This is a genomic window from Roseobacter litoralis Och 149 (genome assembly GCF_000154785.2).
Lineage (GTDB): Bacteria > Pseudomonadota > Alphaproteobacteria > Rhodobacterales > Rhodobacteraceae > Roseobacter > Roseobacter litoralis.
Map to the genome: position 1 here is coordinate 1,755,269 of NC_015730.1, position 22,534 is coordinate 1,777,802.

The window sequence follows — 22,534 nt, forward strand, 5'->3', positions numbered from 1 at the left end:
AAATAAAAAAGCCCGATAATTTTTTTCGCTGTTGATGACCTCGAAGCATTGCGCACAAAAAAGCGGCAGTTCATTTCAGGCAAGAACAACTTTCAGGCCCGATTTTTGTAGCGCAGACACTTCAGTGGGGTTCGCTTTGCGATCGGTTACAAGTGTTGTGATATCCTGAATGGGGGCGATCCGCGCGCCGGCGACGTGCCCGATTTTGCCCCGATCCGCCAGCATGATGCAGCGCCGCGAGGCTGAAATCATAAAGCGTTTCACCTCTGCCTCCTCAAGGTTTGCGTTGGTAAAGCCGCGTTCCGCGTCGATACCTGCACAGCACAGGTAAGCGAAATCTGCGTTCAGGTGATCCAGCAGCAGCCCGGCAAAAGGCGGCACAAGGGAGCGGGAATTTGGATTTCGTCCGGATTTCTTGAGTTTGCCGCCCGTGACGAAAACCGTCGCGCCGGGGTGTTTTTCAAGCGCAATTGCAATGTCCAGGCTGGATGTAATGACCACCACGTCCTCGATGTCCTCGGGCAAAGCCATCGCCATGGCAAGTGTGGTTGTTCCTGCATCGAGGATAATGGTTTCGCCGCTGCGCACCATGCCAGCGGCGACAGCGCCGATGCGTTCTTTCTCGGATGTGAAGCTATGCGTGGGTACATCAACCGGGCGCTCAAAGCGGGCGGCCTGCATGGCCATTGCGCCCCCCCGGACCCGTCGCAAGAGCAAGCGTTTGTCCAGCGCATCAAGGTCAGAGCGAATGGTAACTGTGGAAACGCCGAGTGCATCCGAGAGCTGGCCGACGTCTGCGATGCTTTGTTTGTTGATAATCTCCAGGATGCGCTGGTGCCTGTGCGTTAAAGGAGCATTATGCAGATTATCCATTTAGATTTACTTTCGAAGACTTGCATTTCATTTCAATATGACAAATATCAAAAAGGCGCGTCGAGTGCCACATTTTTTCGATGCGCCCCTATACTGGCGGTCAATCACGGAGAGCCCAATGAGTATCGAGCAAAGATTGAAAGAAATCCGGCGCGAGTCGTCTTCGGATGCGGCTGGCGATCCGGAACGGTTTCGCCGTGTCGCGTTGACCGAACATGAGATGATGTCGCAAGGGGAGGCGATCAGCGCCACGCTTGCGGCGAACAAGGGCCCGCTTGCGGATATCGGGCGCGATCTTGCGGGGCGGACGATCCGTCGCGTGGTCACGGTCGGATGCGGCGACAGCTGGATCGCAGGTCACGGTGTGCGTCCCGCCATCGAGGCGGCACTCGGCGCGCCCTGCGAGCCTGTGGAAGCGTTCGACTTCGCCACCTACGGCTTGCACACGATCGATGCAGAAACCGTGGTGATCGGGCTCAGCTCCTCTGGAAAGACCGAGCCGGTGGTCGAAGGATTGACCGCGTCGGCTGCGCGGGGAGCATATACGATTGGTCTGTCCAACACGCTTGGCTCTCCGTTGATGGAGCAATGCCCGGGTGCTTTGCATATCCGCGCGACACGGGGCGGTTGGCCCACGCAATCAAGCACGGCCGCAATGGCTCTGATGCTCGCGATGGCGGCGTCGGTGCAAAAGGCGAAAGGCGGTGACAGCAGCGCGCTTGATGCCGCACTGGCTGATCTACCGGGTCAGGTGGATGCCGTGGCGCAGGCTTTTTACGAGCCTGCCAAGGAGGTGGCAAAGCACCTTGCCCGCGCCGATCTTATCCTGACGACGGGGGCGGGTCCTTTCTTTGCCCCGGCTGAGTTCGGCGCGGCCAAGCTGAAGGAACTGGCCCCCATTCACGCCTATTCCTTCCCGCTGGAAGAGTATCACCATTACCGCACACAGAAAGCGGGCGATCCGATGTTCATGGTCGCGGGTGACGCAGAAAGCCACGCCCGTGCGCTGGAAACCGCGATCATGTCGCGGGGCTGCGAGGGCTATTGCGTGGCGCTGGTCCCCGAGGGTGAGACGGAAATTGCCGAGATCGCCGATGTGGCCTGGCATCTGCCGCAGGTGCCTGCCGAGACTGCGCCGATTATCTACAGCGTGCCTTTGCACCTCTTTGGGTATCACGCCGCGGTAGAGCGCGATGCGCTTGGCCTTGGTGCACCGAGGCTTGGTCTGTGACGTGACGCCTGATCTTATCACGGTCGGCGGGCTTACGGTGGACAATGTCGTCGCTGCAGACGGCACGGTCGCGCTTGATGTGGCGGGGGGCAACGGCGCATTCTCTGCCGCAGGCGCGCTCAACTGGGTGCGCCGCGTCGGGTTGGTCAGTTGTGCAGTGGCGAGCTATCCCAAAGAAACCATCGCGCGGCTGGAGGCTGGGGGCGTCGACCTTGCTGGCGTGATCTGGCGTGACGCGACTTTATCTGCGGGCAGTTGGTTTCTTTATGATGACGCCGGTCGGCGGGAAGAGGGGCTGACCGCGCCGGGCGCTGCACTGGCCGAGGCGGGTTTTCCGACGGACCGGCTGTCGCCCGCGCAGAGGGTCGCATGGCGCAGCGTGCTGCAGGATCGTGCGCAATCGGACGAGACCGGGTATTCAGGGTTTCGTGTGTTACACCCCTTAACTGCGGCGCAGGTGCCTGCGTCATGGGCCGATGCGCAGGGCATACATCTGGCCCCGAGTTCGCTGGCGGTTTTCGGCGAGATGCTAAATTTCTTTGCCGGGAAAGGCGCCGTGATAACAGCGGATCCCGGCTGGCAGTTGGCCGATCTCTCGCTGGATGAACTTGGCCCGATCCTCTCGCGGCTGGACGCCTTTCTGCCAAGCGAAGTGGAACTGCGTGCCTTGGTGCCCGGCGCGTCGGTTTCTGATGCGCTGGCCGAGGTGGCCGCGCGGTTTTCCGGTGTACTCGTGGTCAAGATGGGACCAAAGGGCGCGCTGGTCTGGGACCGCAGCGCGGGCCAACCCATCGACGTGCCGGCGCGCAAGGTTGCGACACGCGATCCGACGGGTGCGGGCGACAGTTTTTGCGGCGGCTTTCTGGCCGGACTGGTGGAAAGTGGCGACCCGGTGCAGGCGGCACGCTTCGGCGCGATCTCCGCAGCCCGAACGGTGAGCACATTCGGTGCAGCAGACGCCTTGCCCGAAGACACGACCCTCGCGCGCGCCGCACTGCAACAGGAAGCAAGCCTATGCCATTGAAATTATTCGACCTTCACAAACCCGTCATCGCCGCGCTGCACCTGCCGGATTTCGCGCTGAACCGGCATCTGTCGGTCGCATGGTACGAAGACTACGCGGTCGCAAATGCCCGCGTTTTTGCCGAGGCTGGGATACCTTGGATCAAACTGCAGGATCAGACCAAGACCGCAGGGCTTGCAGCGCCGGACACGCTAACGCTGATGGCTTCACTCGGTCGTTTGATCCGCTCGGAGGTGCCCGAGCTTGGGCTTGGTATCATCGTTGAGGCGCATGATCCTAATGCAGCTCTTTGCGTGGCGCATGCGTCAGGGGCCGATTTCATCCGGTTGAAGGTGTTCGTCGGGGGTGCCATGACCGCGCAAGGCCCGCGCGATGGCCTGAGCGCGGAAGTTGTGGCGATGCGTGCCGCGCTGCGCCGCGCCGACATCGCTATTCTGGCAGATATTCATGACCGCACGGCGATGCCGCTCTCCAGTGAAAGCCAGCCCTTTGCGGCAAACTGGGCTGTGAAATCCGGCGCTGATGGCTTGGTCATTACCGGTGCGAGTTTCACCGACACGCTGAGCCGTATCAACGCCGTGCGGGACAGTGGCACACGCAATCCTATCTTGATCGGAGGCGGCGTGACCGAGAACAACGTGCACGAGGCGATGGCGGCAGCGGATGGTGTGATCGTCAGCAGTGCCCTGATGCGACGCGACGCGGCGGCAGAGGATGTGATCCAATGGGACGGGGATCTGTGCAAGCGTTTCATGGACGCGGTCGGGGTGGCGGCATGACGCAGCCGCGCGACTTTGCAGGCTATGCAGGGCACCCCCCCGCGATGCGCTGGCCCAATGGCGCGGGTCTCGCGGTTTCCATCGTCGTGAATGTCGAAGAAGGGGCCGAGCTTTCCCTCAGCGCGGGCGATGAACGCAACGAGCATATCTACGAGGCCGTCGAGCGGGTCGAAGGCCAGCCTGATCTGTGTATGGAGAGCCACTTTGAATATGGGCCGCGCGCGGGATGGCCGCGCATTCGCGAGGCGTTGCGCAGTCGCAAGGTACCCGCCACCCTGAACGCCTGCGGTCGCGCGTTGGAGGCCACGCCGTGGATTGCACAGCAGGCGGTCGAAGATGGGCACGAGATCGCGGCCCACGGCTGGCGCTGGGAGCGGCATGTCCACATGGACGAGCAGACCGAGCGACGCGCCATCGCCCGCACTGTGGCGGCAATCGAACGCAGCGCCGGCACCCCGCCGCTGGGGTGGCATACCCGGTCGGCCACCTCATCGCACACCCGTGATTTGTTGATCGAGCAGGGCGGCTTTCTCTATGACAGCAACGCCTATAATGACGACATTCCCTATGTCGTTGATACGGGGCATGGCCCCCACGTGGTGCTGCCTTATGCCTTTGATACCAATGACATGCGGTATTACAACAACGGCGGTTTCGTCTTTGCCGAGGATTTCGCACGGTATTGCATCGCGGGGTTCGACAGGCTGTTGCAGGAGGCCGACGATGCCCCGCGCATGCTGTCCATTGGCTTGCACACGCGCATCATCGGACGTCCGGCACGTATTGCGGGGCTGGAGGCTTTTCTGGACCATGTGCTTGCTCATGAAAACGTCTGGCTCGCGACCCGCGCCGATATCGCACAAGCGTGGCGCAAGGCGATCGGACTGCCAGACTGGCAGCCCCGTCCTTGTCCTGAAACCTTCGCAACGGATAGTCCAACATGACCCGCGACCTTATCGGCTATGGCGGTGCATGGCCCGCCCTGACCTGGCCGGGCGGGTCAAAACTGGCGGTTTCCGTTGTGGTCAATTTCGAGGAAGGGGCAGAGCAGCAGGTGATAGATGGCGATCCGGTCAGTGAACGGATGGGCGAGGTAATCTCGGTCGTGCCAGAGGGTAGACCGGACCCCGGGCAGGCGCAGATCTTTGCCTATGGCACCCGCGCGGGTGCATGGCGCATGGCAGATGCCTTGCGGCACTACCACGTACCGGCGACTGTTTTCGCCTGTGGGCGCGCGGCTGAACGCGCAGCGCCTGTTTTGCAAGTGTTCTCCAAGGACGGCCATGAAACCGCCTGCCACGGCTGGCTCTGGCGGCCGCATGCCGACTATGACAGCGCCGAAGCCGAAGCCCACGATCTGGATCGCGCAACTGCAGCGATCACAAAAGTCACAGGTGCCGCGCCGATGGGTTTTTTCTGCCGGGGTGCTGAAAGCCCATGGACCCGCGACCTGCTTGCGGCGCGTGGGTTTGTGTATACGTCCAACGGGTTCGATGATGATCTGCCGTACCGCGACCCCTCTGGGCTGACGGTCGTTCCTTACGCGCTGGACGCCAATGACATGAAGTTCTTCCACCCCAACGGTTTCGTGCGGGCGCAGGACATGGTCGATTATGTCACTGATGCGCTGGATGTGCTGGAGGCCGAGGCCGCCCGAGGCCTGCCGCGCCTGCTCAACATCGGGTTTCACTTGCGCATCGTGGGGCGGCCCGGCCGGTTCAAGGCGTTCGAGCAGATCCTCGCTGAACTAGACCGCCGCCGCGACCGGCTCTGGCTGGCGCGGCGCATCGACATTGCCGAGGCGTTTGATAAGGCCTGTCCGGCATGATCGCATTGATCAATCCCAATACGTCGACGGCCACGACCGCCGCTATGCTGCGTATCGCGCGGGAAACGGCAGGGCCCGACGTGGATATACGGGGCTTTACCGCGCCATTCGGGGCATCGCTCATCACAAATCCGCAAGCCTTGGCTGAGGCGGAACAGGCAGTGATTGCCCTTGCGCCAGAACTGTCGCAGGCGTCTGCGGTGATCATTGCGGCTTTCGGTGATCCGGGTCTAAACGCTCTTAGCGCACGTCTGCACGTCCCTGTTACCGGCATTGCCGAAGCCGGTATGCAAGAGGCGGCGGAAGGGAAACGTACCTTTGCGGTCGTCACGACAACACCGGATCTGGTGGATCCCATCGCTGAAATGGCTTCTCGCAATGGTCATGCAACATTCATCGGAACATGGACCACAAAGGGCGATCCTGTCCGCTTGATGTCGAACGCGTCTGACCTGCGTGACGCGCTGGCAGAGGCTTGCGCGCGCGCTGTCCGCGCGGGTGCAGGCGCAATTGTCATCGGGGGCGGGCCACTGGCGCAAGCCGCGCGCGGCCTGTCAGCCACGTCACCCGTCCCGTTGATCGAGCCGCTGCCTGCTGCCGTCCGGCTGAGCCTCACGCACCTTGGGCAAGGGGGCGTTCAATGACCCGTCACCTGGTCGTGGCAGATCATATCATCACCGGCTTTGACGCCAGTGGGGTGCCGCAAATCGTCGAGGAGGGGGCAATCCTGATCGACGGCGACCGGGTGGCCGGGATCGGTGCGGCAAAGGCGCTGCGGCTGGCACATCCAAATCTGCCCGAGACCGGAGGCGCGGGATATGTCGCTATTCCGGGCCTGATCAATGCGCATCATCATGTGGGTCTCACACCGTTCCAGATGGGTGCGCGCGACCAGCCGCTGGAGCTGTGGTTCCCCGAACGCCTTGCCATGCGCGATGTGGATCCGCGACTGGACACGCTCTATTCCGCTTTCGAGATGATTGCCTCGGGCGTGACCACTGTACAGCACCTGCACAGCCGTGCGCCGGGGGACACCGACGCGGTGCTTGCCCGTGCCGATACGATCATTGGCGCGTATCGCGAGTTGGGCATGCGGGCGAGCTATTCTTTTGCCCTGCGCGATCAGAACCGGATGATCTACGCCGCCGATGAGGAATTCGTGGCCGCGCTGCCGCCCGCGTTGCAGAAACCGACGGCAGAATATCTTGCGGGCTTTGGCCTGCCGCTGTCAGAGCAGATCGCGGTGTTTCATGCGCTGCGCGAACGCTGGGCAGATGATCCGCTGATCGGGATACAGATTGCGCCCTCGAACCTGCACTGGTTGTCGGATGCAGCGCTGGAGAGTGCGGCGCGCATGGCGCAGGACACCGGCGCGCCCTTGCACATGCACCTGCTGGAAACGCCGTATCAGCAAGAATACGCGCATAGGCGGACCGGGGGTTCTGCGCTGGAACATGTGGACAGCTTTGGGTTGATCGGACCGCAGCTTACGATCGGGCACGGGGTCTGGATGACGCCGGATGACATTGCGCTTGTGGCCGAGCGGGGGGCGTGTTTGTGCCATAACTGCTCGTCAAACCTGCGGCTTAAGAGTGGGACGGCCGATCTGAATGCCTTTCTGGCCAGCGGCGTGCCTGTGGGTCTGGGCATTGACGAGGCGGGGATCAATGATGACCGGGATATGCTGCAGGAAATGCGGCTGGCGCTGACACTGCATCGCCCGCCCGGACATGATGCACCGTCCCCCGATGCCGGCGACATCCTGCGCATGGCCACAGAACACGGTGCCGCCACGACACCATTTGCGGACCGGATCGGTAGGCTTGCGCCGGGGCAGATGGCCGACATTGTCCTGCTGGACTGGCGCGCCGTGACTTACCCATGGCAAGATCCGGCAATGCCTTTGATAGATGTACTGGTACGGCGCGCCAAAGCGGGGGCCGTCGCATCGGTGATGATCGGCGGGCGTACCGTTTACCGGGACGGCAATTTCATCGGCGTTGACCGCGGCGAGACCCTCAAGGAACTCGCACTTGAACTGGCCCGTCCGGACACGCCGACGGAAGCCAACCTACGGCGTTTGTCCAAAGACCTGTTGGAGCCTGTTCGCAGGTATTACAGCGGATGGTGCAAGGACCTTCAGGGCCACTGAAACGCAGCGCCCCCGGTTCTTCATCAGGTTGTTTTTTGCGCATTTTCAAAATGGCATGCCATTTTATTGAGCAGGTCGCCGGATGGTCTTCTCACGGGGATCGGAAAGTCTGGTCGCGCAGTTTGGGTGCGAATACGCAGAATTTGTGCAAAATTGTGACGGACAGACTGTGGAACACGCCATTTACATCAACGAAGGGCCGATCACGCCGAACGCTGGAATGCGATCGGTTGGAGAGCCGCTGACCCTTGATGGCATATCGCACAGCTATGGGGACGGGTTGGCCGTCGATGACGTCACACTGGAAGTTGCGGGTGGGGAACTGATTGCGCTTCTGGGTCCGTCCGGGTGCGGGAAATCTACCCTGCTTCGTATCGTGGCGGGGTTCCTCGAACAAACCCGAGGTCAGGTAAAGATCGGGGATCGTTTTGTCGATTCCTTGCCCCCGAACCGTCGCGAGGTGGGGATCGTTTTTCAGAATTACGCGCTCTTCCCGCATATGACCGTGACCGACAATATCGCCTACGGTCTTGATGCGCGCGGCGACGCCAAATCCGATCAGCGACAGCGTGTGTCGGAAATGCTCAAAACCGTGCGGATGGAAGCCTTTGGCAATCGCAAGCCGGGGCAACTGTCGGGTGGACAACAGCAGCGCGTTGCCCTTGCGCGTGCGCTTGCTGTACGGCCCCGTATCCTGCTGCTGGACGAACCCTTTGCCGCACTGGACAAGAATCTGCGTCTCGATATGCAGATCGAAATCAAGCGACTGCAAAGACAGTTTGCGCTGACCGCGATCCTCGTGACCCACGATCAGGAAGAGGCGATGGGAATTGCAGATCGCATTGCGGTGATGAACAAGGGCCGCATTGAACAGTTGGGCAGCCCGGTGGAAATCTATGACCAGCCCGCGACGCTGTTTGTCAATGATTTCATCGGGTCTTCGAACCGGTTTGCGGGTGAGGTGCTGGGCCGGGAAGCGGACCGCTATGTCATTCGTCTCGACAATGGCGCGATCTGGCATGTGGCCTCGTCGAAGGCTTTCAACACCGCAGATGGGGTCCTGCTGACTGTGCGGCCGGAGCAACTGATGTTGGTGGACCAGCCCGCGCCCGGCGCGTTTGCGGTCGAGCACACGCTGAGCCTGCCCTTGGGCGGAACGCTCATTCACGACGTTCAGACGCCAGATGGTGCCACCATCAAGGTGGCAGCGCCACGGCGCGTGGGGGAGGCGGCAAAGCCCCTTGGCCCGAGCCATTGCGCGCTGGCTGAGACGGCCGCCCCGATCCTGTTTCCCAAGCCCAAATGAAAACAACCATAAAAAACCCAAATCCAACAAAGGAGACCACCATGAATGACCTTTCCCGCCGAAGACTTTTGCAAAGCGCCGCTGCGTTTGGCGCAGCCTCAGCATTGCCTTTCTCGGCTGCGCGCGCCGCGGACTCTCTGGCAGCCGCCATCTATCCAGGAACCTGGGACGAGGCCTACCGGTCGGTCGTCGCCCCCTTGCTTGCGGAAAAGCATGGCGTGGATGTGGCCTTTGATCCGCTATGGGCCGTGGATCAGGTCACCAAGGCACGCGCCGGGCGCGGCATCGCGCCGTTTGACTGTTTTGTCCTTGACCCCGGACCCACGGCTGCGGCGAGAGAGGCCGATCTTTTCGAGCCGATTGACGCCTCGATGCTGTCCAATGCGGCAAACCTGCCCGATGGGATGATCTCGGCGGATGCGGCGACCGTCAACGTGCAGGTCGTTGGGCTGTGCTACAACCCGACCGCCTTCCCCGAGCCGCCAACCCGTTGGGAGCAGATATTCGAGTCACCTTATGTTGAACGGCTTGGCCTCACGGGGTTCCAGACCACATTCGGTACGGTGTCCCTGATCGAGATGGCAAAGGTCTTTGGCGGATCTGACACGGATATGGAACCGATCTTTGCAAAACTGCAGGAAGCGCTTCCAAAAGTTGCGGCAGTCACCGGGCCCGCAGGTTTGCCGGGTCTGTTCCAACAGGGTCAGATCGATCTGATGTACACCAATACCAACAACGTCGCGACGCTCAAGGCGCAGGGCGTGGATATTGAATTTATCGCGCCTGAAACCGGGGCCATTACATTCTCGACGTCTCTTCACATCACGAAGGGATCGGAAAATGTCGAAGCCGCGCATAAATACATCGACACGGCAATCTCGGCTGAAGCTCAGTCGCAATTGCAGCTTTCTCCCTACAATATGATCCCGGTGAACAAACAGGTCGAGCTGGCAGAGACCCTTTACATCAAATCCGTGGATGAGTTGTCGGATATGGTTGTTCACGATTGGAGCGTGATCAATCCGCAGCGTGCGGGGTGGATTGAGCGGTTCAACAAAGAGATCACCAAATAATCATGGCTGGTGCCGCAACATATGAACCCGGACGCGTGGACTGGCGGCTCGCTGCGCCGCTCGGTCTGACATATCTGGCGTTTTTTGCGGCACCGCTCGCCATCCTGCTGGCGATGTCGTTTGCGGCGGATGATCGTTTTGCGTCCTTCTCTACGGACAGTTGGGTCAAGTTCTGGGGTGACCCATTCTATCGCGGCGTGGTCTATGACACGGTGCGGCTGGGTCTGGTCGCTGTGCTCGCGACGTCGGTTTTGTCCTATCCGATTGCACTGCTTTTCATTTCCTGCGGCCCCCGCCTGCGGAAACTTCTGATCTTCATCATCCTGCTTCCGCTACTGACATCGGTGGTGATCCGCACGTTCGCATGGATCGTGATCCTCGCGCGGGAAGGCGTGGTCAATCAGACCCTGATCACACTTGGTCTGACCTCTGCGCCGCTGAACCTGTTGCAAACGGAACTGGGCCTCGTGATTGCGCTGACGCAGATCGAGATGCCCTTGATGCTGTTGCCGCTCGTCACGGTCATGCAGCAAATTAACCCGAGCCTTTCGGATGCGTCCCGCGCGCTTGGCGGTTCCAAATGGCGCACGTTTTTCCGCATCATCCTGCCGCTTTCGCTGCCCGGATGGATTGCGGGGGCTACCCTTGTGTTTGCCTCGGCGACAACCGCGTTCATTTCGCAGACGGTGATTGGTGGCGCGCGGCTCGTCTATCTGCCGTCGCTGATCTGGCAGCAGTCGATGGTTGTCTTCGACTGGCCCTTCGCAGCCGTGGCATCCGTTACTTTGCTGGTCGCTGTGCTCAGCGGCGTGATGCTGTTTTCCCTGCTTGGTCGTTTTGCGAGGATAGACTGATGGCGCATCGCAGCACGGTTTCGGACCGGTCTTATTCCATTGTCATGGGCGGCCTTGCAGCACTTGGCATCCTGATCCTTGTGGGCCCCGTGATCATCGTGCTGCTCACGTCGTTCACATCGTCCCGCGTGTTGACCTTTCCGCCGCCCGGTTTTTCGCTTGAATGGTATGTGGCGCTTTTTGATCCGGTGAAATCGGGCCATATTCATTCGGCCTTGGCGAATTCCCTTTATGTTGCCGCGATTGCCACGGCCCTCGCTGTCCTGCTTGCAACGGCTGCGGCACTGGCCATGGCCCGGTCCAGAGGAACCTCTGCCCGAGCACTCGAAGCCAGCTTCATGTCACCCCTGATCTTGCCGGGGTTGTCCTTCGGCTTGGCGGCGTTGATGTTTTTCTCGATCCTCGGGTTTCGGCCATCGATCAATCACCTGATTGCAGGGCACCTTGTTGTGATCGCGCCTTTCGTCTTTCGCACGACGCTGGCGAGCCTGTCGCAATTCAATCCTGCACTTCTGGAAAGCTCCGCCAGCCTTGGGGCAGGGCGCCTTTATGCGTTCCGCCGGATTACGCTGCCAATCATCACGCCGGGCATTGTTGCGGGCGGATTTCTGGCATTCGTGGCGTCCATGGACAATGTGCCGGTGTCGCTGTTTTTGTCCAATGCACGCACCAATATGCTGCCCATTCGCATGTGGGGCATGATGGAAACGACCCTTGATGTGCGCGTGGCCGCGATTTCCGGTGTGATCATCGTTGCTGTGCTGGTGTTGATGATTGTGATGGATCGATTGACCGGCCTGACGCGCCGGATGAGCATGTGAGGCCCAGATGACTTACCCCCGAGACTTTGTCGGCTACGGCGCCAACCCGCCGGATCCGAAATGGCCAAATGGTGCGCGCGTGGCGATCAATTTCGTAATGAATTACGAAGAAGGGTCCGAGCCGTCCATTCAGGACGGTGAGAATTTTACCGAGGTCGCACTGACCGACGCCCACGGCCTTGATCAAGCGATCAAGGGGCGTGATCTGGCGGGCGAAGGGCTCTTTGCCTATGGCAGCCGCGTGGGGTTCTGGCGGCTGATGCGGCTCTTTCAGGAGCGCGGGGTGCCCATGACTGTCTTTGGCTGCGCGCTGGCTATTGAGCGCAACCGGCAGGCGGCGCAAGCCATTCGCGACTCGGGTTTTGACTGTTGCTGCCATGGTTGGCGCTGGGTCAAGCACTTTGAGTTGAGTGAAGCCGAAGAGCGAGACCATATCAAACGTGCCATCGCTTCACTGCGGGAGACCTTGGGCGAACGGCCCCTTGGATGGTACTGCCGCTACGGCCCCAGCGTGAACACCCGCCAGCTGGTGGTGGAGGAAGGTGGTTTCCTATACGATTCAGATGCTTACGACGATGAGTTGCCCTATTGGACTGAGGTCGATGGCAAGCCGCATCTGGTCGTTCCCTATTCGCTAACCAACAATGATGCGAAATTCTGCGGGTCTTTTGCGACGTCCAACGATTATTTCGAGTGGCACAAGGATGCCTTTGACATGCTCTACCGGGAAGGGGCGACCGCGCCCAAGATGATGTCGGTCGGGCTGCACATGCGGCTGATCGGGCACCCCGCGCGGGCCGCGGGTTTGGAACGTTTCCTCGATTATATTGCGGGTCATGACGATGTCTGGATCACGCGGCGGCTTGATATCGCCCGTCATTGGACCAAAACGCATCCCTATTCCGGTCCCCTTGGATGAGCGGCACCCGACACCAGATCGTCGTTGCATTGGGTGACACCCGTTACCGCGTTGATCGACCGTTTGGGGCGTGGCCGCAAACCGCCGGTAAGGTGTCGGATGTCGTCGTCTTGCGCGATGGCCGCGTCCTCGTGTTGCTGCGCAGCGACCCTTATGTGGACCCGGTTGGCCCGCGCGTCATCGTGCTGTCCCCCGAAGGTGACTACCTTGGTGCATGGGGCGATCTTGAAATCGCTGATGCGCATTTAATGACCCCGACGCCGGATGGGCGTCTTTTCATCGTCGACCGTGACATGCATGAAATCATCCTTTTTTCCGCAGATGGACAGCGGTTAGGGGGTATCGGCACACGTGGCGGACCAGGTGCGCCGTTCAATCACCCCACGGATGTGGCTTTTGCGCCAAGCGGTGAATTTTATGTGTCGGATGGCTACGCGGGCTGGCATATCCACCGTTTTGCCGCTGATGGCACGCATCTGGCCACGTGGGGTGCAATCGGCAGCGGTTGCGGCGAATTCCTGGAACCGCATTCCCTTTGGTGCCTGCCCGATGGTCGGGTTGTGGTCGTGGACCGGTGTAATAATCGGCTTCAGGTGTTTGATGCAGAGGGCGTTTTTCTTGAAGAATGGACTGGCTTTCATCGGCCTGTCGGGATCTGGGGGGCTGCCGGAGGTGACGTATTCGTTTCTGATCAGGTACCAAGCCTGCATCGCATATCGCAGAACGGAACACGGTTGGGACGTGCGCGTCCGGTGCTGAACGGAGCACATGGAATCTTCGGATCGCCGGATGGCACGATTTATCTCGCAGAAGCCAATCCGAGCAGGATTTCCCGTCTTACGCCACTGTGACAGTGTCCACCAAACACACTGTTTTGTCCTGTTTGCACGGTCGCTTGCACTTGCCGTGGTGCTATACCTAAGTGTTATTTTTCGCTGTGTGCAGCATCCTAGCGGTTGTGGTTCGATCTCGACCCTGCTTTCGCCTTTGGCGAGATTTTTCCAAATTTGATCGGGAGGATAAACTGGTGATTTCATTAACGCTAGGCGCACAGACTCTCTGCCCACCAAAATACCACCGTTAGCCCGTACTTACCCTTAGGGGGCTAGACCGCCCCAATTCGTGTGCACTGTGTGTGCAACACGAAATCGCCTTCTGGCGCGCTCTGTCGGGCGTTTGGCGGTTGCGCAGAGTTGGTCAGATTTAGGCGCGTTAAAACCAGTGTGAACTAAGGATTTGGTTAATCCTGTAACGGGAGAAAGAAATTGTTCCGCGGCGCACCCTCTCAGGATCCAGTGCATTGAGGGTCGACTTGTAATAGGGCACGATAGTCGTACATGCTCGTCGGTTTTTGGCAAGATTTTTACAGTATCAGGGAAACCCGACCTTCGCTGCATTCAGGACAATGTCGTGGACGTGAGACAAAGCTATAAGTCACCGGTTTCCCCCCAAATGGGATACGGGCAGGGTTTGAAGCCTCATCGCGGAAGGTGCTAACGATATGGCGATGGACCGCTTTCTTCGGCGCGCAGACGTTCGTGCGGCAGTTTCCCCGACGGTTGTTTTTGCCGCAGAGATCGTAAGTGGCATTTTGCAGACCGTTGTGTTTCCTCACGCGTTTTCGAGCCGATTTTAGGGCAATCCATCCACGCCAACGTCTGCATCCAGCCTTAAAGATCATGCATGCAGAGCGGTCTCCTGTTCAGAACTATCCACGTTTCAATAGTGATGAGTTTCTGCCATTTCTCGGCGCATCCAGGCTACAAAAGCCAAGGCACCGGGCGTGGTACGCTCCAATGTCGGCGTTACGGTTAAGTATTCCCCGAATGAAAGCGTGAAGTTTCCAAAGGGACGTACGACCAATGATTTCGACAGAGCCTCTGCGCCTATGATGCCATCGTTGATTGCAAATCCAGACCCTGCAATCGCGAGGGACAGGGCGGCCTGAGTGCCCGAGGCATAAATCGCGCGGTGTGGTTTGATCTGTTCGGCGCCGACAGCGGCGAACCATCGGGCCCAAATCTCTCCGTCGTCCTCATGGATCAAGGTTTCGTTATGCAAATCTTCCGGCACCATCTTGCGATCAGGTCCTGGCGCGCAAACAGGGAACATTTCAAGGTGTGTCAACGTTTCAACGCGCATGCCCGGAAATTGAACATTGTTAAAAACGACGGCGGCGTCGACCTGAGCGAGGTCGGACGATGTCGCAGCGGCCCCAACGTTCAGTGAGAATGTCAAATCCGGGAACAGTTCGAGAAAGCGCGGCAGACGTGGCACCAACCACTGAGAACTGAAAGCCGGTGCTGCAAGGACTGTGAGGCTTGAGGAAAACGCATCCTCGCTGACCTGCGTCGCAGCAGCGGAAATAGTCTCAAGCCCTTGTTTTACAGCAACAAGCAGGCGTTTTCCATCTGGCGTCAGCGCAAGGCGTCGTCTGTTTTCGTTGAACAGAGGACGCCCCAGCGCCTTCTCCAAAGTACGCACCTGATGGCTGACGGCACTTTGTGTCAGGTTCAGTTCCTCGCCTGCACGCCGCATGTTCAGATGTCGCGCTGCAGCTTCGAACCCTTGCAGGGCATTGAGAGGGAGGTGTTTGGAGCCGACCCGCATTTTGACAAACATTTGTTGTTGAAAAGGAGAGATTTCATCATTTTACACAAAGTAAATTTGTCGGCAAGCTTCCTTATGACACTTACCCGACAGGAGTAGATTCTATGGAAGCCAGTTTCTCGCGCCGTAAGCTTGTCGCGCCCGCCCGCATGCGCGAGCTCATGCAACGCTCTGATCTACATGGCGCGCTTCAACTTGGCAGTCACATTGGTGCCATTCTCATCTCTGGTGTGGCCCTGTGGGTGCTGTGGGGCACATGGTGGGCGGTGCCATTGTTCATGGTGCACGGGGTACTGATCAATTTTCTGTACGCAGGCCAGCACGAACTGAGCCACGAAACTGTGTTCAAAACGAAATGGTTGAACGAGGCCTTTGGTCGGATGATCGGCTTTCTGATGATATTCCCTCGTGATTTCGACAAGATACAGCACTGGGCGCACCACCAGCATACCCAAAACTGGGAAAAAGATGGCGAGTTGGTGCGCGAACCCTATACGCTTCGCAGCTACTTGTTGTGGTTCTGGGGCCCGACCTATTGGTACACGCGCGTGACGCGCATCGTGCGGTTTTGCCGTGGCGTTGTCGTCGAGCCCTACATCCGCGAAGGTGAGCACGACAAAATCATCCGTGAAGGGCGCATTCACGCAGCGCTCTATGTCGGCATTGCAGTTGTATCCTTGATCATTGGCAGCTGGGCCGCTGTGATCCTGTGGCTTGCGCCTATGGTGGTAATGAAGCCCGTTCATCAGTTGCAAAACACGATCGAGCACCTTGGCCTCAGCCACAAAGACGACATTCTTGAAAACACACGGTCGACCCGCACCAATGCGGTGATGCGCTGGTTGTGCTGGCAGATGCCTTATCACACAGCACACCACACCTTTCCCAGCGTGCCATTCTGGCAGTTGTCCAGCCTGGACGCTGAAATCCGCAACAGCGGCGCGACTCCTCATAAAATGGGGTGGATCGAATTCCAGATCGAGGTGCTGCGCAAACTGAGCTCAAAATCCGAAGACGAATATCCCTATGACGAAATATGGATCGTCCCGCGCGCCGGTGGTGGTACCCAACGCATCGAGGCTGCATGAGACGCCTGCAGGTCTATCAATCGCTGTGGTCCATGCAGCCGCATGATGCATCCGGCGAGGTTTTGCCGCTTGATCGCGTGGCCGGGATGGTGGCCGATGCGGGCTATGCGGGGCTGGCGATTGATCTGGGCGCTGCGGATGTCGAAGTGGCCCACGCCGTACGTCCGCACCTTGAGCGCGAAGGGCTGACGCCGTTGATCGTGGCCTTTCCGCGATCCGTCGAAAGCCTGCGCGAGACGTTGATCATGGCGCAGGATTTTGGCGCACCTTACGTGAATGTGGTCGGACAGGTGTTCCCGTTGACGGTAGAAGGCGCGATCCCGATCATTCGAAAGTGGATCGAAATGTCCGACCAAATCGGCATGCCGGTTCACTTTGAAACGCACCGCAATTGTATCACCAATGATCTCTTTGCGACCCTGTCGATGCTGGATGCGATCCCCGAGATGCGGTTGGCGGCAGACCTGTCGCATTACATGGTGGACCGCGAGTTCAAGCTGCCTCTGGCCAAGTGGGAGCGAGATCTGATGTCGCGTTGCCTGGCGCGCGCAGACAGCTTTCAGGGCCGGATTGCCAGCCGCCAGCAGATACAGCTGCAGATCGATTTCCCTCAGCACGCCAAATGGGTCACGTTGTTTCAGGAGTTCTGGCTCGAGGGACTTGCCGATTGGCGCGTCCGCAATGCGCAGGGTGATGTCGTCTTTCTGTGCGAACTTGGTCCCCCAGAATACGCGATGACTGGCGGCGATGGGCGCGAGATGTCGAACCGCTGGGAAGAAGCGCTTAAAATTAAAGCTATGACCGAGAGAATATGGGCCGATTTGGGCGGGAATACGTGACCTTGTGCGGGTCAATGGATAGCCTGACGGTGCTCGCGTTTCGGAGATAGTGTCCACATGACTGGTCGTAAGCAGGCCTCGGAAATCCGTGCAGAAGGTATCGGCAAACGCTTTGGCACGTTTGACGCGCTTCAGGACATATCGCTCACTATTGCGCGTGGAGAGTTCCTGACGTTTTTGGGTCCCTCCGGTTCAGGCAAGACGACCATGCTGATGGTGCTGGGCGGCTTTGTACAGGCCTCGGCTGGGACTCTGTTGTTGGACGGCGCAGACGTCACCCACCAACCTGCAGAAGCGCGTGGGTTTGGAATGATGTTTCAGGGCTATGCGTTGTTTCCCCATATGACCGTTGCACAAAACATCGCGTTTCCACTGAAAGTGCAGCGCCGCTCAACTGCCGAAGTCAAACGGCGCACCGAAGAGATGATCGATATGGTTGGCCTTGGCGGGCATGCCCATAAGCGCCCCAGCGCTTTGTCAGGTGGCCAGCAACAACGTGTGGCTCTGGCGCGTGCGCTGTCTTATGAGCCGCCGGTGTTGCTGCTGGACGAGCCGTTCTCGGCACTTGACCGCAATCTGCGTGGCCAGATGCAGGACGAGATGCGCCGCATCCACCGTGATACCGGAACGACCTTTGTGTTTGTAACCCATGACCAGTCAGAGGCGTTGGCCTTGTCCAGCCGCATTGCTATTTTCGAAGCTGGCACATTGCAACAAGTCGCCACGCCCCGGGACATCTATGAGCGTCCCGCCAACCGGTTTGTGGCGGAATTTTTGGGGGATATCAATTTATTACCCCTTCAAGATATGACGCAGACCGACGCGGGCATCACAGCGCGTTTTGAGGAGGCAACCCTTCACACGACGTCAGATGCGGGCCCGCCAACAGCGCTGCTGGCGATCCGGCCCGAGCATATGCAGATCACGGTATCAGCGCCTGAACAGCGCAATGCCATTCCGGCAAAAATAGCGGAGATGACCTATATGGGTGCCGAGACTCGGGTGTCGGTCGTGACTCCTGCAGGCCACACGCTGACTTTGAACGCGGGCGCAGATCGGATGCCAGGCCAATTGCAGGTGGGCAGCGATATCTGGATCAGTTGGTCCAAAGACCGCGGCGTCTTTCTATGAATACCATAAAGATAACAGACCGGAAAACGGCATCCCCCTTATCCAACGGAGAGAAACAATGAACGATCCCTTTGTAAAAGACAGCATCGAAATTCTGGCGGACAAAGCCCGCAAGGGACGCATTTCGCGCCGCCAGTTTACCCAGTTGGCCGCAGGCTTTTTGGGCACCACGGCGCTGGCGAGCACCGGCATGCCAGTCCTGGCGGCTGACGGCCAACTGGTGTTTGTGAACTGGGGCGGGGATGCCATGACCGCCTATGACAGCACCCATGGTGCGCCTTTTGCCGACGCCACCGGTGTCAAGGTTTTGCAGGACGGGTCCGGCCCAACTGAGGGCGCGATGAAAGCGCAGGCCGAAAGCGGCAGCCCAAGCTGGGACATTTGCGACGCCGACCCTTATTCAGCGCAGGCGCTCGGCAAACAGGGCCTGATCGAAGCGATCGACTATGACGTCGTGGACCCCGCAAAATCGCGTGATGGCTTTGGTTGGGAATACGCCGCCTCTACCTACTTCTTTTCTTATGTCATCGCCTACGACAGCACCCAATTCGACACGCCCCCGACCAGTATGGCGGACTTCTTTGATGTCGAAAAATTCCCTGGCAAGCGTGCGATGTACAAATGGGGTGCCGGCATGTGGGAAGCGCTGCTGCTCGGCGACGGTGTTGCCCGCGCTGACCTCTATCCACTGGACTTGGAACGCGCGCATGCCAAGCTCGAAGGTTTCAAGGAAAACGTCGTTGCATTCTGGGGGGGCGGCGCTGAAAGCCAGTCCTTGTTGTTGAACGGCGATGCCTCAATGGCATTGATCTGGTCCACCCGCGCAAAGATCCTCGAAGAGGATTCTGAAGGTGATATCAAATTCATTTGGGATGACGGCTTGATTTCGCCCGGCTCTATGGCCGTGATCAAGGGCAACCCTGCAGGACGTGATGTGGCCATGCAATACATCGCGGCCGCACAAGACCCGGAAAAGCAGCTCAAGATGTTCGAATTGATGGGGCAGGGCCCAAGCAATTCGGCGGCGGACGCGCTGGTGCCTGACGCGCTCAAACGCTTTAATCCGGTGGACCCGGCCAACTTCCCCAAACAAGTCGCACTTGATATGGCCTGGTACGAAGAAAACTATGGGGCCGCACTTGATGCCTACCTCGGCATCGCGTCGGCCTAAAGGCTTGGGTGCCACAGCATCGTCTGTGGCACCCTTTATCTGATGTCCCAGTCCCTGCGCACCTGCCTTCTCATTGGTCCGCTGATCCTGTTTTTGGTGGTATGTTATCTGCTGCCGTTTCTGGGCATCGTCGGGTGGAGCGTGACCTTGCCAGACCCCGGCCTCGGGCAATACGAGACCGCGCTGACCGATCCGTTGGTGCATTCGGTCGCGTGGCGCACATTGCGCATCTGCGCGCTGGTCACGGTGTTTTCTGTCATTGCGGCCTATGCGATCTCGCTGGTCTGGGTGCGCGGCAGCCCGATGCAGCGCGTGTTGGTCGAGCTGTGCATCCTCATTCCGTTCTGGATATCTGTGCTCACCCGCGCGTTCGGCTGGCTGTCCCTGTTGTCAAACCGGGGCATCATCAACACGTTCTTGCAGAATATCGGACTGATCGACGCCCCCTTGACGCTTGTGCGAAACGATTTCGGCGTGGTGGTTGGCATGACGCACTTCCTTATTCCCTTTGCCGTCTTTCCCATCGCTTCTGCCATGCGCAGCATGGATGAGCGTGCCCTGATGGCCGCGCGCGGCATGGGTGCAGGACGCACACGCATATTCTGGCAGGTTTTTGTACCTATGACCGGAAACGGCATCATTGGTGCCGCGCTGATCGTCTTTGTCTTTGCGCTTGGCTTTTTTGTCACCCCCGCGATCCTTGGCGGCGGGCGCAGTGTGATGATTGCCGAGCTGATCTATCTGCGCATCTTTCAAAGCCCGAACTGGGGCCTCGCTGCCGCCATCAGTGTGCTGATGATGCTTGCGGTGGGTATGTTCCTGTCGGCCCTCATGCGCCACCTTGCGCCAGGAACCGAGCGATGAAGGTACGCCTGAGCCCCATTTCGGTTGTCTGTGCCGCCTTTGTGGGCGTCTTCTTGATGTTGCCTCTCATCGCTGTTGTGCCTGTATCCTTCACACCAAAGCGGTTTCTGTCCTTGCCTGACGATGTCTGGTCGCTGCGTCATTACGCGGCTCTGATCGACAAGCCGCAATGGCTGGAGGCCACGCTGACCTCTGTGCAGATCGCGGCCCTGTCGGGGGTGCTGGCAACCAGCCTTGCGTTCGCCTTCAGTTTAGGCATTTGGATGATGCGTCCACGCTTTGCCGGCGTGCTGATCGGCCTTGCGCTGTTGCCGATGATGGCCCCGCCCGTTGTGTCCGCGCTGACGCTGTATTTCTTTCTCATCTCGGTGGGCAAGATGAATGCATTGATTGGCTACGACAACATGGCGGGGGTCGTCCTGGCCCACACGGTGATGATTGTGCCCTTTGCGGTGATCCTGATCTCGGTGTCTTTGGCGCAGGTGGATCGGCGCATTGACCTGGCCGCGAGGGCGATGGGCGCGGGTCTGCTGACACGCATTTTCGTGGTGCTGTTGCCGAACATCCGCTTTGGGGTGCTGACGGCGTTTTTTCTTGCTTTCGTGTTGTCGTGGGAGGAAATCGGAGTGACAATTTTTATCACGTCGGTGCAAGTGATCACCCTGCCGCGCTTGATGTGGATGGGGTTACGCGACAACATTGACCCTGCGATCGCGGCAGCATCGGTGGTTTTGATTGTCATCGTGGCAATTGTGATCGTCTCGCGCGCGGTTTTGACGGCTGTATTGAGCAAGAAGCGCGCGCAAGAATAGGTCACTGACCTGCATTTTTAACCATACTTAAGGAGGGCCACAATTATGACGGATGCCCCGTTTTCGTTCCAACCCGTGTCCGCAATGGAGGTGCCTCGGTTCGCTGGCGTGCCCACTTTTATGCGCCTGCCTTTCGTGCCGCTTGAGTCCCCGCACATCGCGCAAGTTGATATCGGGCTGGTGGGTGTGCCTTGGGACACAGGCACCACAAACCGTCCAGGTGCGCGCCACGGACCACGCCAATTGCGCGACTTGTCCACTATGATCCGCGCCCGTCATCCTGTGTCGGGGGTGGAACCTTTCATGGCCCGCAATTGTGCGGACCTTGGCGATTGCCCGGTCAACCCGGCTGACACCATGGATACCCTTGATCGGGTGTCCACGTATTTCAAATCTCTCAAAGCCGCCGGGATTACACCTTTGGTTGCGGGTGGCGACCACCTTATCACTTTGCCCGTGCTGCGTGGATTAGCCCAAAACGCGCCGCTCGGATTAGTGCATTTTGATGCGCATACCGACCTGTTTGACAGCTACTTCTCAGGATGCAAGTTCACCCACGGCACTCCGTTTCGGCGCGCCATCGAAGAAGGTCTGCTCGACCCCAAACGCATGATCCAGATCGGGATTCGCGGCACACGGGGCGGTGACGATGTGGAATGGGGGTTGGAACAGGGTATTCGGATCGTTACCATAGAAGAGCTTTATGACTTGGGACTTGACGCAGTCATGGAGGAAGCGCGCACTGTCGTAGGCGATCAACCAACCTATCTGTCGTTTGACATCGACAGCATCGACCCGTCTTTTGCACCTGGCACGGGTACTCCGGAGATTGGCGGATTCACGACGTTCGAGGCACAGAAAATGGTGCGCCAATTGTCGGGGCTGAACCTCGTGGGTGCTGACCTGGTTGAAGTCAGTCCGCCCTTCGATCCGTCAGGTGGCACCGCTTGGGTTGGCGTGTCGTTGATGTTCGAGATTTTGTGCCTGCTGTGTGAAAACGCTTCGGACCCTTAGGTGGTGGTGCCGCAATTTTTGTATTTCGGCTATTTCCGTCGCTGCGCGCGCCCATGAAACTTGAAGTGTCCACCATCAAGAGCTTAAAAGCTGCGTTCCAGAAGCGGGCATTGTTCCATGCCGTCGCTTTAGGCGATTTTGGTCT

Annotated in this window: 22 protein-coding genes; 20 read left to right on the forward strand and 2 right to left on the reverse strand. The window is 59.0% G+C overall.

The annotated features are described in order from the left end of the window. Positions 1–75: 75 nt before the first annotated feature. Entirely contained in the window at positions 76–873 is a 798-nt protein-coding gene (locus RLO149_RS08305) for a DeoR/GlpR family DNA-binding transcription regulator (RefSeq protein WP_013961635.1), read from the reverse strand. 118 nt (positions 874–991) lie between these two features. Between RLO149_RS08305 and RLO149_RS08310 the strand changes: the two genes are divergently transcribed. From RLO149_RS08310 to RLO149_RS08370, 13 genes are all read left to right on the forward strand, one after another. Continuing rightward, complete coding sequence (locus RLO149_RS08310; RefSeq protein WP_013961636.1) at positions 992–2,104, forward strand: SIS domain-containing protein; 1,113 nt, start codon at positions 992–994, stop codon at positions 2,102–2,104. 1 nt (position 2,105) lies between these two features. Further along, positions 2,106–3,128 carry a carbohydrate kinase family protein gene (locus RLO149_RS08315; RefSeq protein WP_013961637.1) on the forward strand — a complete coding sequence of 341 codons (1,023 nt, stop codon included), beginning with the start codon at positions 2,106–2,108 and terminating at the stop codon, positions 3,126–3,128. Further along, the gene (locus RLO149_RS08320; RefSeq protein WP_013961638.1) at positions 3,119–3,907 is read left to right on the forward strand and encodes a BtpA/SgcQ family protein; all 789 of its coding nucleotides are present in this window, start codon (positions 3,119–3,121) and stop codon (positions 3,905–3,907) included. The genes RLO149_RS08315 and RLO149_RS08320 overlap by 10 nt, the downstream gene beginning before the upstream one ends. Continuing rightward, positions 3,853–4,851, forward strand: coding sequence for a polysaccharide deacetylase family protein (locus RLO149_RS08325; RefSeq protein ID WP_245538143.1), 999 nt, complete (start codon positions 3,853–3,855; stop codon positions 4,849–4,851). Before RLO149_RS08320 ends, RLO149_RS08325 begins: the two co-directional genes overlap by 55 nt. Then, the gene (locus tag RLO149_RS08330; protein ID WP_013961640.1) at positions 4,848–5,735 is read left to right on the forward strand and encodes a polysaccharide deacetylase family protein; all 888 of its coding nucleotides are present in this window, start codon (positions 4,848–4,850) and stop codon (positions 5,733–5,735) included. The genes RLO149_RS08325 and RLO149_RS08330 overlap by 4 nt, the downstream gene beginning before the upstream one ends. Beyond that, positions 5,732–6,379, forward strand: coding sequence for an aspartate/glutamate racemase family protein (locus RLO149_RS08335; protein WP_013961641.1), 648 nt, complete (start codon positions 5,732–5,734; stop codon positions 6,377–6,379). The genes RLO149_RS08330 and RLO149_RS08335 overlap by 4 nt, the downstream gene beginning before the upstream one ends. Further along, positions 6,376–7,887, forward strand: a complete 1,512-nt coding sequence (locus RLO149_RS08340; RefSeq protein WP_013961642.1) for an amidohydrolase family protein — start codon at positions 6,376–6,378, stop codon at positions 7,885–7,887. Before RLO149_RS08335 ends, RLO149_RS08340 begins: the two co-directional genes overlap by 4 nt. Before the next feature lie 169 nt (positions 7,888–8,056). Then, positions 8,057–9,193, forward strand: a complete 1,137-nt coding sequence (locus RLO149_RS08345; RefSeq protein ID WP_174270216.1) for an ABC transporter ATP-binding protein — start codon at positions 8,057–8,059, stop codon at positions 9,191–9,193. Between the two features lie 41 nt (positions 9,194–9,234). Further along, positions 9,235–10,266, forward strand: coding sequence for an extracellular solute-binding protein (locus tag RLO149_RS08350; protein WP_013961644.1), 1,032 nt, complete (start codon positions 9,235–9,237; stop codon positions 10,264–10,266). Between the two features lie 2 nt (positions 10,267–10,268). Next, positions 10,269–11,120 carry an ABC transporter permease gene (locus RLO149_RS08355; protein ID WP_013961645.1) on the forward strand — a complete coding sequence of 284 codons (852 nt, stop codon included), beginning with the start codon at positions 10,269–10,271 and terminating at the stop codon, positions 11,118–11,120. Next, positions 11,120–11,941, forward strand: a complete 822-nt coding sequence (locus RLO149_RS08360) for an ABC transporter permease (RefSeq protein WP_013961646.1) — start codon at positions 11,120–11,122, stop codon at positions 11,939–11,941. The genes RLO149_RS08355 and RLO149_RS08360 overlap by 1 nt, the downstream gene beginning before the upstream one ends. A gap of 7 nt (positions 11,942–11,948) precedes the next feature. Further along, entirely contained in the window at positions 11,949–12,860 is a 912-nt protein-coding gene (locus tag RLO149_RS08365; protein WP_013961647.1) for a polysaccharide deacetylase family protein, read from the forward strand. After that, positions 12,857–13,711: an NHL repeat-containing protein gene (locus tag RLO149_RS08370; RefSeq protein WP_013961648.1), complete on the forward strand. Its 855-nt coding sequence runs from the start codon at positions 12,857–12,859 to the stop codon at positions 13,709–13,711. The genes RLO149_RS08365 and RLO149_RS08370 overlap by 4 nt, the downstream gene beginning before the upstream one ends. An 868-nt stretch (positions 13,712–14,579) precedes the next feature. Here the strand turns inward: RLO149_RS08370 and RLO149_RS22880 are convergent. Then, the gene (locus tag RLO149_RS22880) at positions 14,580–15,482 is read right to left on the reverse strand and encodes a LysR substrate-binding domain-containing protein (RefSeq protein WP_013961650.1); all 903 of its coding nucleotides are present in this window, start codon (positions 15,480–15,482) and stop codon (positions 14,580–14,582) included. Positions 15,483–15,574: 92 nt separating this feature from the next. Between RLO149_RS22880 and RLO149_RS08380 the strand changes: the two genes are divergently transcribed. Genes RLO149_RS08380 through speB form a run of 7 tightly spaced genes read left to right on the forward strand, consistent with a single transcriptional unit; the run spans position 15,575 to position 22,389 of the window. Then, the gene (locus RLO149_RS08380) at positions 15,575–16,558 is read left to right on the forward strand and encodes a fatty acid desaturase (RefSeq protein ID WP_013961651.1); all 984 of its coding nucleotides are present in this window, start codon (positions 15,575–15,577) and stop codon (positions 16,556–16,558) included. Continuing rightward, positions 16,555–17,397 carry a sugar phosphate isomerase/epimerase family protein gene (locus tag RLO149_RS08385; protein WP_013961652.1) on the forward strand — a complete coding sequence of 281 codons (843 nt, stop codon included), beginning with the start codon at positions 16,555–16,557 and terminating at the stop codon, positions 17,395–17,397. The genes RLO149_RS08380 and RLO149_RS08385 overlap by 4 nt, the downstream gene beginning before the upstream one ends. Positions 17,398–17,454: 57 nt before the next feature. Then, positions 17,455–18,528 carry an ABC transporter ATP-binding protein gene (locus RLO149_RS08390; protein WP_013961653.1) on the forward strand — a complete coding sequence of 358 codons (1,074 nt, stop codon included), beginning with the start codon at positions 17,455–17,457 and terminating at the stop codon, positions 18,526–18,528. A 58-nt stretch (positions 18,529–18,586) separates the two neighbouring features. Next, entirely contained in the window at positions 18,587–19,699 is a 1,113-nt protein-coding gene (locus RLO149_RS08395) for an ABC transporter substrate-binding protein (RefSeq protein WP_013961654.1), read from the forward strand. A gap of 42 nt (positions 19,700–19,741) precedes the next feature. Then, positions 19,742–20,563 carry an ABC transporter permease gene (locus RLO149_RS08400; RefSeq protein ID WP_013961655.1) on the forward strand — a complete coding sequence of 274 codons (822 nt, stop codon included), beginning with the start codon at positions 19,742–19,744 and terminating at the stop codon, positions 20,561–20,563. Then, positions 20,560–21,375, forward strand: coding sequence for an ABC transporter permease (locus RLO149_RS08405; RefSeq protein WP_013961656.1), 816 nt, complete (start codon positions 20,560–20,562; stop codon positions 21,373–21,375). The genes RLO149_RS08400 and RLO149_RS08405 overlap by 4 nt, the downstream gene beginning before the upstream one ends. Positions 21,376–21,420: 45 nt before the next feature. Next, on the forward strand, positions 21,421–22,389 hold the full coding sequence (gene speB, locus RLO149_RS08410; RefSeq protein WP_013961657.1) for an agmatinase: 969 nt from the start codon (positions 21,421–21,423) through the stop codon (positions 22,387–22,389). The last annotated feature ends 145 nt before the right edge of the window (positions 22,390–22,534 follow it).

Excerpts from the sequence above, each read along its gene's own strand:
- RLO149_RS08395 (WP_013961654.1), top strand. The coding sequence starts at position 18,587 with ATGAACGATCCCTTTGTAAAAGACAGCATCGAAATTCTGGCGGACAAA.
- RLO149_RS08365 (WP_013961647.1), top strand. The coding sequence starts at position 11,949 with ATGACTTACCCCCGAGACTTTGTCGGCTACGGCGCCAACCCGCCGGAT.
- RLO149_RS08320 (WP_013961638.1), top strand. The coding sequence starts at position 3,119 with ATGCCATTGAAATTATTCGACCTTCACAAACCCGTCATCGCCGCGCTG.
- RLO149_RS08400 (WP_013961655.1), top strand. The coding sequence starts at position 19,742 with ATGTCCCAGTCCCTGCGCACCTGCCTTCTCATTGGTCCGCTGATCCTG.
- RLO149_RS08330 (WP_013961640.1), top strand. The coding sequence starts at position 4,848 with ATGACCCGCGACCTTATCGGCTATGGCGGTGCATGGCCCGCCCTGACC.
- RLO149_RS08405 (WP_013961656.1), top strand. The coding sequence starts at position 20,560 with ATGAAGGTACGCCTGAGCCCCATTTCGGTTGTCTGTGCCGCCTTTGTG.
- speB (WP_013961657.1), top strand. The coding sequence starts at position 21,421 with ATGACGGATGCCCCGTTTTCGTTCCAACCCGTGTCCGCAATGGAGGTG.
- RLO149_RS08335 (WP_013961641.1), top strand. The coding sequence starts at position 5,732 with ATGATCGCATTGATCAATCCCAATACGTCGACGGCCACGACCGCCGCT.
- RLO149_RS22880 (WP_013961650.1), bottom strand. The coding sequence starts at position 15,482 with ATGTTTGTCAAAATGCGGGTCGGCTCCAAACACCTCCCTCTCAATGCC.
- RLO149_RS08310 (WP_013961636.1), top strand. The coding sequence starts at position 992 with ATGAGTATCGAGCAAAGATTGAAAGAAATCCGGCGCGAGTCGTCTTCG.
- RLO149_RS08325 (WP_245538143.1), top strand. The coding sequence starts at position 3,853 with ATGGGACGGGGATCTGTGCAAGCGTTTCATGGACGCGGTCGGGGTGGC.
- RLO149_RS08340 (WP_013961642.1), top strand. The coding sequence starts at position 6,376 with ATGACCCGTCACCTGGTCGTGGCAGATCATATCATCACCGGCTTTGAC.
- RLO149_RS08355 (WP_013961645.1), top strand. The coding sequence starts at position 10,269 with ATGGCTGGTGCCGCAACATATGAACCCGGACGCGTGGACTGGCGGCTC.
- RLO149_RS08380 (WP_013961651.1), top strand. The coding sequence starts at position 15,575 with ATGGAAGCCAGTTTCTCGCGCCGTAAGCTTGTCGCGCCCGCCCGCATG.
- RLO149_RS08370 (WP_013961648.1), top strand. The coding sequence starts at position 12,857 with ATGAGCGGCACCCGACACCAGATCGTCGTTGCATTGGGTGACACCCGT.
- RLO149_RS08305 (WP_013961635.1), bottom strand. The coding sequence starts at position 873 with ATGGATAATCTGCATAATGCTCCTTTAACGCACAGGCACCAGCGCATC.
- RLO149_RS08390 (WP_013961653.1), top strand. The coding sequence starts at position 17,455 with ATGACTGGTCGTAAGCAGGCCTCGGAAATCCGTGCAGAAGGTATCGGC.
- RLO149_RS08360 (WP_013961646.1), top strand. The coding sequence starts at position 11,120 with ATGGCGCATCGCAGCACGGTTTCGGACCGGTCTTATTCCATTGTCATG.
- RLO149_RS08350 (WP_013961644.1), top strand. The coding sequence starts at position 9,235 with ATGAATGACCTTTCCCGCCGAAGACTTTTGCAAAGCGCCGCTGCGTTT.
- RLO149_RS08385 (WP_013961652.1), top strand. The coding sequence starts at position 16,555 with ATGAGACGCCTGCAGGTCTATCAATCGCTGTGGTCCATGCAGCCGCAT.